At 70.2% G+C, this 14,012-nt stretch carries 15 protein-coding genes; 9 read left to right on the top strand and 6 right to left on the bottom strand.

The genetic code is table 11. The annotated features are described in order from the left end of the window. The first annotated feature begins 88 nt into the window (after nt 1-88). The 3 genes from C8D87_RS22390 to C8D87_RS22380 are packed head-to-tail and all read left to right on the top strand — an operon-like array spanning nt 89 to nt 3,110. Complete coding sequence (locus C8D87_RS22390) at nt 89-1,084, top strand: efflux RND transporter periplasmic adaptor subunit (RefSeq protein WP_109638636.1); 996 nt, start codon at nt 89-91, stop codon at nt 1,082-1,084. Then, on the top strand, nt 1,084-1,782 hold the full coding sequence (locus C8D87_RS22385; protein WP_109638635.1) for an ABC transporter ATP-binding protein: 699 nt from the start codon (nt 1,084-1,086) through the stop codon (nt 1,780-1,782). The genes C8D87_RS22390 and C8D87_RS22385 overlap by 1 nt, the downstream gene beginning before the upstream one ends. Continuing rightward, complete coding sequence (locus C8D87_RS22380) at nt 1,782-3,110, top strand: ABC transporter permease (RefSeq protein WP_170166535.1); 1,329 nt, start codon at nt 1,782-1,784, stop codon at nt 3,108-3,110. Before C8D87_RS22385 ends, C8D87_RS22380 begins: the two co-directional genes overlap by 1 nt. Nucleotides 3,111-3,181: 71 nt before the next feature. Here the strand turns inward: C8D87_RS22380 and C8D87_RS22375 are convergent, their stop codons facing one another. Together C8D87_RS22375 and C8D87_RS22370 are read right to left on the bottom strand one after the other, a co-directional pair. Then, nucleotides 3,182-3,973: an aldo/keto reductase gene (locus C8D87_RS22375; protein ID WP_112228283.1), complete on the bottom strand. Its 792-nt coding sequence runs from the start codon at nt 3,971-3,973 to the stop codon at nt 3,182-3,184. A gap of 55 nt (nt 3,974-4,028) precedes the next feature. Further along, the gene (locus tag C8D87_RS22370; RefSeq protein WP_112228204.1) at nt 4,029-4,793 is read right to left on the bottom strand and encodes an SDR family NAD(P)-dependent oxidoreductase; all 765 of its coding nucleotides are present in this window, start codon (nt 4,791-4,793) and stop codon (nt 4,029-4,031) included. A gap of 83 nt (nt 4,794-4,876) precedes the next feature. On the opposite strand from C8D87_RS22370, the gene C8D87_RS22365 reads away from it, so the two are divergent. From C8D87_RS22365 to C8D87_RS22350, 4 genes are read left to right on the top strand one after another with little or no spacing between them, the layout of a single operon-like run. Continuing rightward, nucleotides 4,877-5,314: a MarR family winged helix-turn-helix transcriptional regulator gene (locus C8D87_RS22365; protein WP_109638632.1), complete on the top strand. Its 438-nt coding sequence runs from the start codon at nt 4,877-4,879 to the stop codon at nt 5,312-5,314. 22 nt (nt 5,315-5,336) lie between these two features. Continuing rightward, nucleotides 5,337-6,428: an acyl-CoA dehydrogenase family protein gene (locus tag C8D87_RS22360; protein ID WP_112228203.1), complete on the top strand. Its 1,092-nt coding sequence runs from the start codon at nt 5,337-5,339 to the stop codon at nt 6,426-6,428. A gap of 15 nt (nt 6,429-6,443) precedes the next feature. Further along, the gene (locus C8D87_RS22355) at nt 6,444-7,241 is read left to right on the top strand and encodes a thymidylate synthase (protein ID WP_109638630.1); all 798 of its coding nucleotides are present in this window, start codon (nt 6,444-6,446) and stop codon (nt 7,239-7,241) included. Continuing rightward, complete coding sequence (locus C8D87_RS22350) at nt 7,238-7,693, top strand: dihydrofolate reductase (RefSeq protein ID WP_112228202.1); 456 nt, start codon at nt 7,238-7,240, stop codon at nt 7,691-7,693. Before C8D87_RS22355 ends, C8D87_RS22350 begins: the two co-directional genes overlap by 4 nt. On the opposite strand, the gene C8D87_RS22345 is transcribed toward C8D87_RS22350, so the two are convergent. The 3 genes from C8D87_RS22345 to C8D87_RS22335 are packed head-to-tail and all read right to left on the bottom strand — an operon-like array spanning nt 7,690 to nt 9,470. After that, nucleotides 7,690-8,211 carry a YciI family protein gene (locus C8D87_RS22345; protein ID WP_109638628.1) on the bottom strand — a complete coding sequence of 174 codons (522 nt, stop codon included), beginning with the start codon at nt 8,209-8,211 and terminating at the stop codon, nt 7,690-7,692. The genes C8D87_RS22350 and C8D87_RS22345 overlap by 4 nt on opposite strands. After that, a complete protein-coding gene (locus tag C8D87_RS22340; protein WP_109638627.1) occupies nt 8,211-8,570 on the bottom strand; it encodes an MmcQ/YjbR family DNA-binding protein in 360 nt (119 codons plus the stop codon). The genes C8D87_RS22345 and C8D87_RS22340 overlap by 1 nt, the downstream gene beginning before the upstream one ends. A gap of 9 nt (nt 8,571-8,579) precedes the next feature. Beyond that, complete coding sequence (locus C8D87_RS22335) at nt 8,580-9,470, bottom strand: proteasome assembly chaperone family protein (protein WP_233439840.1); 891 nt, start codon at nt 9,468-9,470, stop codon at nt 8,580-8,582. 129 nt (nt 9,471-9,599) lie between these two features. On the opposite strand from C8D87_RS22335, the gene C8D87_RS22330 reads away from it, so the two are divergent. Next, nucleotides 9,600-10,208: a DUF4230 domain-containing protein gene (locus tag C8D87_RS22330; protein ID WP_112228201.1), complete on the top strand. Its 609-nt coding sequence runs from the start codon at nt 9,600-9,602 to the stop codon at nt 10,206-10,208. Between the two features lie 62 nt (nt 10,209-10,270). Then, nucleotides 10,271-11,875 carry a serine/threonine-protein kinase gene (locus tag C8D87_RS22325; protein WP_112228200.1) on the top strand — a complete coding sequence of 535 codons (1,605 nt, stop codon included), beginning with the start codon at nt 10,271-10,273 and terminating at the stop codon, nt 11,873-11,875. Here the strand turns inward: C8D87_RS22325 and C8D87_RS22320 are convergent. Next, a complete protein-coding gene (locus tag C8D87_RS22320) occupies nt 11,872-13,938 on the bottom strand; it encodes a transglutaminase domain-containing protein (RefSeq protein WP_112228199.1) in 2,067 nt (688 codons plus the stop codon). The two genes, C8D87_RS22325 and C8D87_RS22320, sit on opposite strands and share 4 nt — an antisense overlap. Nucleotides 13,939-14,012: the final 74 nt, after the last annotated feature.

Genomic DNA, 14,012 nt, shown 5'->3' with positions numbered 1-14,012 from the left:
GCGACATCGGCCGAAAGTCCGATGCAACCTCCCCGTCTCTTCGGGTGTCCTTATCGGTAGGTTGGTCGAAACGACATGGGGGACATTCGTGCGCAAAATCGTTCTCGCGCCGCTGTGCGCGCTGGTCACGGTCGCCGTGGCGGCGTGCAGTCCGTCAGGTCCGGAGAAGACCAACCCGGAGCTGGCGCCGCGCGGCACGACGATGACCAAGGTCAAGCCGACCAGGCAGGACCTCACCACCAAGCTCAGCATCTCCGGCAAGGTCGAGATGAACCCGACGTTCGGGCTCGTCGCGCCGGTCGCCGGTCAGGTGCGGTACTTCGACCTGCAGGCGCCCAACGGCACTCCGACCAAGCCCACCAGGGTCGCGACGGTGTGGAAGGACGGGGCACCGAACTACGTCGAGATCCCGGCCGGTGCCACGTTCGGCGGCAGGCTCGTCGACGACAAGGCGACGGTGACGGCGGGCATGCCGATCGCGTCGGCCAAGCACGTCGGCTACGCGATCGTGGGCGACATCGACGGCGCCCAGGCGTACAAGATCAGCGGCGCGCTGACCGACGTCACCGTGCAGATCAAGAACGGGCCCGGCCCGTTCCCGTGCACCGTGCTCGGCACCATCGCCGCGCTGCCGCAGGGCACCATCCCGGAGAAGCCCACGCCGACCCCGGACACCAAGAACCCGCCGACGGACCAGCCCAAGCAGCCCGAACAGCCCAAGCAGCCGGAACAGCCGCAGCAGCCGAGCTCCTCCACGGGCCTGCGCATCGTGTGCACCGGACCGGCGGACGTGCAGATGATCAACGGCGCCAGCGCGTCGATCGAGGTCACCACCGGCAAGTCGGCGCAGGCGCTGGTCGTTCCGGTCGAGGCAGTGGCGGGTCAGCAGGGCAAGGGCAAGGTCGACGTGATCCAGCCCGACGGCTCGCGCCGCACCACCGACGTCACGCTCGGCCTCACCGACGGCAAGGTCATCGAGGTCAAGTCCGGCCTCACCGGTGACGAGGAGCTCGCCGTGCCCGGCCCGAACCTGCCGGAGGGCCAGCAGCAGGGCGGCGACCAGCAGAAGCCGACGGGACCGTGATGACGGCGCCCGTGATCCAGGTTCAGGCACCGCTGCTGCAGCTCAACGGCATCACGAAAGTGCTGAAGGGCCAAGAGGAACCCCGCACGATCCTGTCCGGTGTGGACCTCACCGTCCATCCAGGACAGAGCGTGGCGATCCTCGGCCGTTCCGGCTCCGGCAAGTCGACGCTGCTGAGCCTCATCGGTCTCTTCGACCGCGCCGACGAAGGTCAGTACCTCCTGCACGGCAACGACATCACGAAGCTGCCCGAGCGCAAGGCCGCGGCGTTGCGCAGCGCGGAGTTCGGGTTCGTGTTCCAGCGGTTCTTCCTGCTCAAGCACCTCACCGCGGCGCAGAACGTGGCGATGGCGCTGGTGAACGGCCAAGGCTGGTCGTCGCGCCGCAAGCGCAAGCAGCAGGTCATGGAGGCGTTGGAGCAGGTCGGCATCGCGCACCTCGCGAAGTCCAAGCCCTCCAGGCTCTCCGGTGGTGAGCAGCAGCGCGTGGCGATCGCCCGCGCGCTCGTGCGGCAGCCGCGCGTGATCCTCGCCGACGAGCCGACAGGCGCGCTCGACACCGAGACCGGCAACCTCGTCGTCGAGGTGCTGCTCAACACGACCAGGCAGGGCTGCGGCCTCGTGCTGGTCACGCACGACCACGACCACGCGCGCAAGATGGGCCGCGTGCTGGAGCTGCGCGACGGGCGGTTCAACTGATGTTCTCCGGCAAGCTGCGGTCCGCCCTGGTCATCGGCGGACAGGGCATCCGCGCCCGCAAGCTGCGCACGTTCCTGTCGATGGTGTCGCTGTTCCTCGGCGTCCTCGCGATCGTGGCCGTGCAGGCGGGTTCCGAGATCGCCGAACGCGCGATGCTCACCGACGTCGAGCTCCAGGAGGGCAAGGACGGCACGGTCACGGGTTACATCCCCGGTGAGAAGGGTGCGCCGGGGATCGTGGAGGCGACGTTCAAGGGCCGCACCGACGCGGTGGCGATGATCAGTTCGAAGGCGGTCATCGGTGAGCCGGGTGTGCGGCCGATCAACGAGGGCGGCATGCCGTTCGAGTACGCGAACCAGGGCGGCAGCTACGGCGGTCCGTCGATGATCTGCGACGTCGGCGGCGTGTGCCACGAGCAGAAGCCGCAGGAGAAGAAGCCGGACGGCCAGGCGATCGAGGTCAGCATGGTCGCGCTGACCGGCGACATCCGCCCGTTCAAGCCGTTCCGCCCCGTCTCCGGCAGCTGGCTCGACTTCACCTCGGCGCCGTCCCTCGCACCCCGGATCGTGCTGAACGAGGAAGCCGCCAAGGGTCTGCAGCAGTACCGCGTCCCCGGCGAGATGATGATCGAGGGCGCCACCCACCACGTGACACCGCAGATCGTCGGCGTGGTGCAGGACGGCAACATGCAGCCACGCGTCTACCTGCGCCTCGACGAGCTGCGCACGTGGATGCCGACCGCGACGGAAACCAACAACGCCAACCGGTACGGCGGCGGCGGCACCGGCCTCGAGGTGTACCTGCAGCCCGGTTCCGACGACCTTCAGCAGCTGCTGAAGGCCAAGCTCGTCGGGGCCGGCGTCGACCAGAGCCAGCTCCACTTCCGCGCGGTGAACTCCAAGGAGCGCATGGAGTCCCAGCTGAAGATCATGCGGCTGATCTTCCTCGGCATGGCGTTCCTGGTGCTGCTGATCGGCGTCGCGGGCATCCTCAACGTCGGTCTCGCCACGGTCGGCGAACGCGTCGAGGAGTTCGCGCTGCGCCGCGCGGTGGGCATGTCCCGCATGCTGCTCGCGGGCATCGTGCTCGCCGAGACGTTGCTGACCGGTCTGCTGACCGCGGCGCTGGCGATCGGCGCGGGTGTGGCGGGTCTGCAGATCGCGCTGATGATGTTCGGCAGCCGCTTCCCGTCGTTGCAGGGCACCGCCTTCCCGTGGGAGGCGGGCGTCGCGGGGGTGATCGCGGGTCTCGTCGCGGGTGTGCTGGGGGGTCTCATCCCGGCGATCCGGGCGGCGCGCATCCCGATCGCCACAGTCATGCGGGCCTAGGAGCAGGAGGCAGGCCCGTTGCCGGCGAAGCCCCGGACCGCGAGCATGCGGTCCGGGGCTTCGTACTTCCGTCAGGCTTCGTTGAACTCGTCCGGGTTCGGCCCCATGCGGCCGCCGCGGTCGAGAGTGGACAGTGCGGCCATCTCCTCGTCCGACAGCTCGAAGTCGAACACCGCGATGTTCTCCCGGATGCGGGACGGCGTCACGGACTTCGGGATCACGACGTTGCCGAGCTGCAGGTGCCAGCGCAGCACGACCTGCGCCGCTGAACGGCTGTGGCGTGCCGCGATCTCGGTGACGACCGGGTCGGCGAGCAGCTCACCGCCCTGGCCGAGCGGCGACCAGGCCTCGGTCCGGATGCCGTGCTTCGCGTGGAACTCGCGCAGTTCGGCCTGCTGCAGGTACGGGTGCAGCTCGATCTGGTTGACCGCGGGCACCACACCGGTCTCGTCGATCAGGCGGCGCAGGTGCGCTGGCTGGAAGTTCGAGACGCCGATCGCGCGGACCCGGCCCTCCTTCTGCAGCTGCACGAACGCCTTCCAGGTCTCCACGTACAGGTCACGGGCGGGCATCGGCCAGTGGATCAGGTAGAGGTCGAGCACGTCGAGCCCGAGCTTCTTCACCGACTCGTCGAACGCGCGCAGCGTGGCGTCGTGCCCGTGATCGGAGTTCCACAGCTTGGTGGTGACGAAGACCTCGTCACGGTCCACACCGGACCGCGCGATGGCCTCACCGGTGCCGCCCTCGTTGCCGTAGGCGGCGGCGGTGTCGATGCTGCGGTAGCCGGCCTTCAGCGCCTCCGCGACGGCGGTCGTGGCCTCGGCGTCCGGCACCTGCCAGACACCGAAACCGAGCTGGGGCATCTCGACGCCGTTGTTGAGCTTCACGATGTTCACAAGCGATCTTCCTTACTCTGGCTTACGGGATCAGCGTCGGTGCGGTGCCGCCGTCGACGCGCAACGCGGCTCCGGTCGTCGCGGACGACAGGTCCGACGCGACGTAGGTGATGAGGTTCGCGACCTCGTGCGGGCGGATCAGGCGGCCCAGCAACAACGTCGGGCGTTCGGTGCGGACGAACTCCGCCTCGCCGCCGTCGCCGACGCGGTCGCGGATGAACTCCTCGACGCCCGGCGTGAGAGTCGGGCCGGGCAGCACCGAGTTCACCGTGACGCCGGTGCCCTTCACGGCCTGCGCCATGCCTCGCGAGATCGCGAGCTGTGCGGTCTTCGTCATGCCGTAATGGACCATCTCGGTGGGCGTGAAGACGGACGACTCGCTGCTCACGAAGATCACCCGGCCCCAGCCGCGCTCGACCATGCGCGGCGTGTAATGCCGCGAGAGCCGCACGCCGGACATGACGTTGGTGTCGAAGAACCGCTGCCATTCGGCGTCGTCGATCTCGAACACCGGCTGCGCGCCGTAGATGCCCATGTTGTTGACGAGCACGTCGACGTCCGGCACCTGCTCGATCAGGTCCGCGGCGCCCTCGGCGGTCGCGATGTCCGCCGCGACGCCGCGCACGTCACCGTGGCCGCTGAGCTTGCCGACGGCTTCCGCCACCCGCTCCTCGCCGCGGCCGGTGACGAAGACCTTCGCACCCGCCTTGAGCAGCGCCTCCGCCGTCGCGAAGCCGATGCCGGAGGTGGAGCCCGTCACAAGCGCCGTGCGTCCAGACAGATCCATGTCTCTCCCCGGTAGACTTGTTGAGGACGATAACGAGCGTACGCAATAGTTGCAGACGCTGTCTATTCGAGAAGGGTTGACCTATGTCACTGGACGACGACGCCGTCCAGGCGCGCGCTCAGGGCTGGCGCACGCTCGCGGCGTTGCACGCGCGCATCGAGGACCGCCTCGAGAGAGCCCTGCAGAAGGCGCACGAACTCTCCGTCAGCGAGTACACCGTTCTCGACGTCCTCAACCGCCAGGACGGCTTCCACCTCCGGATGAACCAGCTTTCCAACGCCGTGGTGCTCAGCCAGTCGGCCACGACGCGCCTGGTCACGCGCCTGGAAGACCGCGGCCTGCTCGCCCGCTACCTCTGCCCGACGGATCGCCGCGGCATCTACACCGAGGTCACCGAGAAGGGCCACGAACTGCTCGCCCTCGCCCGTCCCACTCACGACCAGGCCCTGGCGGCGTCGCTGGAGGAGGCCGAGGGCATCCCGGAGCTCAAGCCGCTCGTCGAGGCGCTCGCCAAGCTGTAGCCCGCCCGGCAGGATCGCCCGCATGGATCTCCACGCCCTGATCCGCTCCGAAGCACCGCTGGCCGAGCAGCAGCGCGCCCTCACCGAGCCGGTGGTGACCGCACTGGTCGACCACGGTCTGCACCGGATGCTCCTGCCGGAGCGCCACGGAGGCCTCGAACTCGGCCTGCCCGAGTGGAGCCGGGAGATCCAGAACCTGTCGTGCTCGGACGCCTCGACGGGCTGGACCGTGATGACGACCACCATCTCGTCGTCACTCGCCTGGTTCCTGCCGGTGGCCGCCGCGGACGAGATCTTCGGCGATCCGCGCGCGCTGATCGCGGGCACCGCCGCACCGATCGGACGTGGTGAGCCCGCGGACGGCGGCTACCGCGTGTCCGGCCGATGGGGCTGGGGCAGTGCGGTCCAGCACAGTCAGTGGGTCATCGGCGGAAGCCTCACGCCAGACGGCCCGCGTCTCGCCGTGTACCCGCGTTCGGACGTGACGATCCACGACACCTGGTACGTCTCCGGCCTGCGCGCCACCGGTTCGCACGAGTTCTCCGTCACGGACGCCTTCGTCCCGGCCGGCCGGACCGCGCTGCCGGGCGTGACAGCCCCCGGCACCAACGGCCCGCTCCCCCGCTTCCCGTTCTTCTGCTTCCTCGCCGCCGGCGTTGCCTCGGTGAGCCTGGGCGTCGCGCGGCGCGCGATCGACGAGATCGTGGCGCTGGCCGTCGAGAAGACTCCGCAGCACGCGTCGAAACGCCTCGCCGACCAGACCGGAGTCCAGATCGACGTCGCTCTGATGGAGGCCAGGCTCTCGGCCGCCCGCGCGTTCCTCGCCGATGAGCTGAGCGCGGCCTGGGAGCTGGCCGTGGCCGGTTCGGAGGTGCCGGACGCCGTCAAGGGCCGGTTGCGGCTCGCCTGCACGTTCGCGTCCGCCGAGGCCACCGAGGTGACCCAGAAGGCGTTCGCGCTGGGCGGCGGCACGTCCGTGTTCGAGTCGTCGGCGCTGCAACGATGTCTGCGTGACGCCCACGTCGCGAACCAGCACACGATCGTGTCCCGCCGACTGCTGGAGACGTACTCGATGGTGCGGTTCGGGCTCGGCCCGGACACCGCGCGCTTCTAGATTAGGCTCACCCGTATGGCCGACACGCAGTACGAAGACCTCCTCCTGCACGTCCTGAAAGAGGGCGTGCGCAAGGAAGACCGCACCGGCACCGGCACGCGGTCGATCTTCGGCCATCAGCTGCGCTACCCGCTCGCGGCGGGCTTCCCGCTGATCACCACCAAGAAGGTGCACTTCAAGTCGATCGCCTACGAGCTGCTGTGGTTCCTGCGCGGCGACAGCAACGTGAAGTGGCTCCAGGACCACGGCGTGACGATCTGGGACGAGTGGGCCTCCCCTGACGGTGAGCTCGGCCCGGTCTACGGCGTGCAGTGGCGCTCGTGGCCGACCCCGGACGGCGGCCACGTCGACCAGATCGCCGAGGTGCTGCGCACGTTGCGGGAGAACCCCGACTCCCGGCGGATCATCGTGTCCGCCTGGAACGTCGGCGAGATCGCGCAGATGGCGCTGCCCCCGTGCCACGCGTTCTTCCAGTTCTACGTGGCCGACGGCAAGCTGTCGTGCCAGCTCTACCAGCGCAGCGCGGACCTGTTCCTCGGCGTGCCGTTCAACATCGCGTCGTACGCCCTGCTGACGCACATGATCGCCGCCCAGACCGGTCTCGGCGTCGGCGACTTCATCTGGACCGGCGGCGACTGCCACATCTACGACAACCACGTGGAGCAGGTCGAGCTGCAGCTGAGCCGCGAGGCCCGGCCGTTCCCGGCGCTGACGCTCGCGCCGGCCGACAGCCTCTTCGACTACACCTACGAGCACTTCACGATCTCCGGCTACGACCCGCACCCCGGCATCAAGGCCCCGGTGGCGGTGTGATCGGCCTGATCTGGGCCCAGGCGGCCAACGGCGTCATCGGCCGCGACAACGCCATCCCGTGGCACATCCCCGAGGACATGAAGCACTTCCGCGAGATCACCGCGGGCTCGGCCGTCCTGATGGGCCGCCGCACCTGGGAGTCGCTGCCGCCGCGCTTCCGCCCGCTGCCCGGCCGCCGCAACCTGGTGCTGTCGCGCACCCCGCAGGAGGGCGCCGAGACGTTCGGCAGCCTGGAGAAGGCGCTCGCGGACGTCACCGGCGACCTGTGGGTGATGGGCGGCTCGGCGGTCTACGCGGCCACGCTGCCGTTCGCTGACCGCCTCGAGGTGACCGAGATCCGCGAGAACTTCGAGGGCGACACGTACGCGCCGAAGATCGACCGCGAGCCGAAGACGGTCGGTGCGTGGCAGGAGTCCAGGTCAGGGCTGCACTACCGGTTCGTCAGCTACTAGCGGCGGCCGCCGAACTCCCACTCGTGCACCTCGACGGCGGCATACCGTTCGACGGTGAGCACCGCGGCCGGATCCGCGGACCTGACCAGCGCCGCCGTACCGAGCCACGCCGTGCCGTCGTCGGACAGCAACGGCCCGTACGCGATCAGGCTCTCCGCACGCGCCGGGGCGAGGTCCACGGGCTCACCCGACCCGAACCCGAGCACCAGGTGGCCGCCGCCTTCCCCGCCTCCGGGAAAGTCCCACATGGTTCGTCCCAGGACGTTGCGCCATCTGCGCACGAGCACGTCGCGGTAGGCGCCGGCCTGGTAGTTCGGCTCGTCGAACGCGAACGCACGGGCCTCAACCGGAGACGCCACGTCGACGATGTGCACGCTGCCCGTCAGCACGTCACCGGTGAAGGTGGGGCCGCGGGCGATCAGCTCGAACCGGTCCATGTAGGACCAGTGCTCCTCGGTCAGCTTCTCGCGCAGCGGCAACGAACCGGGCCGATCCCGGTGGTAGCAGAAGAACTCCACTAGCGGCGCCTCGCCCGCGCGTGCCAGGCCTCGACGATCAGCTCTTCCAGCTCCCCCACCTCGATGTGCTCCAGCCGCACCAGGATCGCCGGATATCCGTGGAAGTGCGGTGTCGTGAAGTAGACCGTGCCGTCGGAGGCCAGCAGCGCCTCCTTCGCGCCCAGGTCCGGCACCCTGGCGGCGAGGATCGGCCCGGACGGCGCCGACGCGCCCAGCGCGGCGATGTCCGTTTTGCGCAGCGGGCGTTCCCACACGAACAGCTTGTCCTTGACCCTCCAGTCGACGACGCCCTCCCGCACCCGCTCCGTCACGTCGGGCATGGAGGTGGCGATCCGGCGCACGTCGTTCCAGGTGGCCATCTCAGGCTCCTACAGGTGGTCCGGCGGACGCTGCTGCTCGGCCAGGAACCGCTCGAACTCGGCCCCCAGTTCGTCCGCGCTGGGGAGGTCGGTGTTCCCGACAGTCTGGATGAAAGCGTCGTACTGCCGCTCGAGCGCTTCCACCACCTGGGCGACCTCTTCCGACTCCGCCACCTGCCGGTGGATCTCGGCGTCCGCGGCCTGGGCCGCGTCGATCAGCGACCCGATCGGCAACGCGAGGCCCGTCGCCCGCGCGACGGCGTCCAGCAGCGTCACGGCCGCGGTCGGGTACTGCGACTGCGCGAGGTAGTGCGGCACCTGGGCGGCGAAGCCCAGCGCGTCGTGGCCCGCCTGGCCGAGACGGAACTCCAGCAGGCCGGACACGTTGCCCGGCACCTGCACCCGGTTGAAGAACGGCTGGTACTCCGACACGAGCTCGGGCCTGGTCGCGTGGCCGATGACGTTCAGCGGACGCGTGTGCGGCACGCCCATCGGGATGCCGTGGAAACCGACGGTCAGGCGCACGCCCCAGCGGTCGATCAGCGACCGCACGGCGAGCACGAACGCCTCCCAGCTCCGGTCCGGCTCCGGGCCCGTGAGCAGCAGGAACGGGTGACCTGCGCTGTCCCACAGCAGGTGCACGACCAGCTCGGGGGTGGCGTAGTCCTCCCAGTGGTCGGTCGCGTAGGTCATCAGCGGCCGGCGGGACCGGTAGTCGATCAGGCTGTCGGCGTCGAAGCGGGCGACGACACGGCTCTCGAGCGTCTCGAGCAGGTGCTCGGCGAGCAGGCGGCCCGCGGCACCGGCGTCCATGAAGCCCTCGAAGTGATGCAGCAGCACAGCACCCGTCAGGTCTGGCACCTCCGAGTCCACCTCGTACAGGTTCTCCGGGTCCAGCACCGCAAGCCTCCAAAACCGTCGTTTCAGTCTCGTCCAAAGCCAACCAGATGGACACGTGACTGATTCCGCACGGGTCGATTAGCCCATACGCATCGTGTGAGCGCATCACCTCACGGGTACTCCAACGCGGTGGACAGGCGCTGGGTGACGCGTGGAGCTCTGGTCGTTGCCGTCTTCATCATCCTCGGCGCGGCGTTGTACGTCTTCGGGCAGTGGAAGCCCTCCGGTGACTCCATCGACCGCAGCCAGCCCGCGGTGCTCAAGTCGGTGCGGGACCTCAGCCAGTACCACGCCGCCTCCGGCGAGTTCCAGGTCGTGCTGGACATCGAGCACGACGTGAAGTGGGTGCCCGCCGCACTCGCCGGCGAACGAACGCTGTTCGTCGCCGCCGGGTCGGTCAACGCCTACGTCGACCTCGGCAGTTTGAAGGACGACGGGCTGGTCGTGTCGCCGGACGGCAAGACCGTCGAGATCCGCCTGCCGGAGGCGCAACTGGACAAACCGAACCTCCACCACGACCGCTCGTACGTCTTCAGCCAGCAACGCGGCCTGATCAACGATCTGCAGGCCCTGGCGGGACCCCCTGACCAGCAACGGTTCTACGTCGCGGCCGAGGCCAAGCTGTCGGAGGCGGCGAAGCAGTCGGAGCTGCGCAAGCGCGCGCAGGACAACACCCGCGTGATGCTGACGGGAATGCTGCAGTCGCTGGGATTCCAGGTGAACGTGGTTCGCGACTGAACCCTTTCCGCGGTGACGCCGAACGTCGGGGTGAGCCGGCCGCAGCGGGATAGGATTCGTTGGTGGAAGACGATCTGATGGCGTGGGCGCCCGCCGCGGGTGCCGCGGCGGCACCCGAGATCGCGTTACCCGGCTACAGCGGTTTCCGCGTGATCGCGCAGGGTGGCGAGGGCACGATCTACCGGGCCCGCCAGGACGGCCTGGGCCGCGACGTCGCCGTCAAGGTTCTGCAGGTGACCGATCCCGCGACGCTGACCCGTTTCCGCCGCGAGCTGGCGATCACCGTCGAGCTCGGCCGCCAGCACCCGCACATCGTGACGGTGCTGGACACGGGCACGCTTCCGGACGGCCGCCCGTGCATCGTCATGGAGTACTACGAACGCGGCTCGCTGCACGACCGTTTGCGCGCCATGGGCCCGTTGCCCGTGCCGGACGTCGTCGCCGCCGGCATCGCGGTCGCCGACGCGCTGGCGTTCGCGCACGGCCAGGGCATCCTGCACCGCGACGTGAAGCCGCAGAACGTCCTCGTGCTGCCCACCTCCTACGTCCTGGCCGACTTCGGCATCGCCCGCGGCACCGACGCGGGTCACTCGGCCTCGCTGCAGATGGTGAGCTACCGCCACGCGGCGCCGCAGATGCTGGAGGGCGGCACCCCGTCGTTCGCCGACGACGTCTGGTCGCTCGGCTCGACCCTCTTCACGCTGCTGGAGGGCAAGCCGCCGTTCGCCTCCGACAACCCGGACGAGGACACGCTCCTGTCCTACGTCGGCCGCGTCAGCAGCGCCGAGCCCCGCTCGCTGACCCGCTTCGACGTGCCGGCGTCGCTGGTCGCCGTGATCAGCCGCTGCCTGCGCAAGGACCGCGCAGAACGCTTCACCTCCGCGCTGGAACTGCGCGACGCGCTGATGGCCGTGAGCGCGGGCGTGTCGACCGCGCCGTCAGTGTCCATTGTGGACCCCGACTCGACGATCATGCTCGGCGAGCGCACCACGGTCTTCCCGGACGGCCCGACCGAGGCCCCCGGCTTCGGCCCGCGCCCGAAGATCGAGGACGACAAGCCCGCCGAGGAGCCGGAAGAAGAACCGGACGACTCGTGGCAGGGCAGGCTCGCCGACCTGACCTACCGTCAGCAGGACCTGGTCGCGCCACCGCCACCCCGGCAGGTGGCCGTGCTGCCGACGCTCGACGTGCCCCCGGCCGAACCGATGACCGCCCCGGTCCGCAAGGGCAAGCGTTCCGGCGTCCTGGCGCTGCTGGCCGTGGTGGCGGTGACCGGTGGTGTCCTCGCTGGGCTGCTCCTCAGTCGCCCCGACGACCGGCAGACACGGACGCTGGTGTCCACGACGCTCCCGGTGCCGACCTCGGAGTCCACCGCCGCGGGCTCGCCCCCGAACGCCGACCCGAAGTTCGTGCCCGTCCTCAAACGCGCCGAGTACCAGGGCAAGGCGATCGAGCTGGAGTGGTCGGACCCGAGCGGCGGTCAGGCCGAGTTCGTGGTGATCGACGTGACCGGCGCCAAGCCGCAGGCCGTGACCAGGGTGACCGGCGGCGGCACCAAGTACGTCATCGAGGACGGCGGCGGCATCCGCCGTTGCTTCCAGATCGCGGCCTTCGGCTACAACGGCGAACGAGGCGCTTCGGCCAAGGTCTGCGCGGCCAGGAACTAACGGCGGAACAACGGCCGCGGGTCGATCGCCCACACCGCCTTGCGCCACCAGGAAGCCTTGCGCCGCACCGCCTTCCGCACCTGCCGGGCCAGCCGCCAGCTGTCCTCCTGCCGCGGCGGCTGTGGTGCGAACGCGGCCTGGTCCACCATCGCGGCCAGCCTCACCCCGGCCTCGCCCCACTCCCGTCCCACATCCGGCACGGTGCGGCTGGCTTTCGGCCTCAAGCCCGCCAGCTGCAACGAGTCCAGCACCTCGTGCCACGCCCCCACCGGCCCGGCCGCCCGCAGTCGCAGCCGGCGCGAAGTCCGCGCCACGTACAGCGCGACCAGCAGCAGCACCGGCGCGAACGCCCAGAACGGGAACCCCTTCGGCGCCTCGGGAGCGGCAACCACGTCCGGCTGCACCGCGGTCGGCTGCACCAGCGGCGGCACCGACGGCAGCGACGTCGGCGTGGGCTTGGCGGTCGTGGACGCGAGCCGGTTCAGCACCTCACGCTTGGACGCGGCGCTGGGCCCGCTTCCGTTGCCGGACACGGGATCGAACGCCACCCAGCCCCATCCGCTGAAGTACACCTCCGGCCAGGCGGTGGCGTCCGCGGCCCGCACGATCCGTTCGCCGTCCTGCTCCGGTACCGGCTGGAACCCGACCACCACCCGCGTCGGCAGCCCGACCGCCCGCGCCAGCACCGCGTAGGCCGACGCGAACTGCTCCGCCGTCCCCGCCCCGGCCCCGGCCTCGCCGGCCGCACCGAACAGGAACGTCTCCAGCCGCGCGTAGGAAGACCCGACCGGCGCCTCGGCGTCCGGCCGCCGGTTGAGCCGCACGACCTGTTCCAGCGCCACGGCCTTCTCGTACGGCGTGCGGGCGTTCTGCGTCGCCTGCCGCGCGTACTCCGCCAGCGTGAACGGCAGCCGCGGCAACGCCGTGTACCGGGTCGCGCCGACGGGCACCGCGGCCTCGGCGAGGTCCGCGTCGGAAGGCGTCTCGACGACACCGCGCACCGTGTAGCTCAGCCCCGTCCGCAGACCGTCCGCGACCACCAGAGATCCCGTGTCGGGATCCACCATCGCGTTGCTCACCGACACCGCCTGCGGCTTCCCCACGCCGGGCAGCCACTCGCCCTGCAGCCCGGTGATCCGCAGATCGACACTCGCGTCCTGGAACTTCCTGCCCATGGGCAGATCCGGCGCGTCCACCACACCGAGCGGCCCGTACGTCGAAGCCGCCTCCCACGACGCCCCCGAGTACCGGCTGAGCGTCACCAGCCGCACCGGCACCTCGGGCCCGCGCATCCGGAAGAGCTCGGCGTCCCCCTGCGCGGCCCAGGCAGCGAGTTGCGGCAACGGGTTAGCGATGGCCACGTTGGTGACGGGCGGCGTGACGAGCTTGCGCGGCTCAAAACCGTTGGTGGGCAACACGACCGTCAGCAACGTCAAGGCCGCCAACGCCGTCGCCAGCACCGCGGGCGGCACGACGGGCCCGCGCCGGTCGATGACCAGCCAGCCCAGCGCGAGCAACACGACCAGCACCAAGGCGACCAAGCCGTAGCGGTCCGCCCTGCCCGTGGTGAGCAGCGCCGCCGACACGTACAGCACCGCCGCCCCCAAAGCGGGCACGAACAACGCCGTTCCCCGCCTGGCCACCGACAGCACGGCCGCCGTGGAGACCCCGATGATCAGCAACAGCCCCGGCACCAGCAGCTCGGGCGTGGCCGGCGCGGGACGGGCGGCGGTGAGCAACCGGGGCACGGTGTCGAGCAGCACCCAGGCCGGGTCGCGGTCGGGCGACGCGCCACGGGCCGCGAAGAACCCGCCCGCCATCGCGAGCACCATGACCCCGAGGGCCGCCAGCCCGGCCGGCACGAGCCGTTTCAGCAGCAGCGCGAGGAATCCGGTGAACGCGGCGAGTCCGAAGTAGACAAACGCGCCGTCCCACGCCTGCGCGAGCTGGAGCGAGGCGACGAGGAGGACAGCGGCAACCCACGCGTACTTCACCAGGCCACCACCGCGTTCCAGGCCCGCCTCGGCCCACGCTGCTCGGCGAGCAGACCAGGAGCCATCCACACGCGCTTCATCACGCCACCACCACGCTCCACGCCCGCACCGGCTCTCGCTGCCCGGCAGCCAAACCGGCAGCC

It is taken from the genome of Lentzea atacamensis (assembly GCF_003269295.1).
Classification (GTDB): Bacteria; Actinomycetota; Actinomycetes; order Mycobacteriales; family Pseudonocardiaceae; genus Lentzea; species Lentzea atacamensis.
Note: the sequence above shows the minus strand (reverse complement) of the source record. Positions and strands in the feature narration are given on the sequence as shown.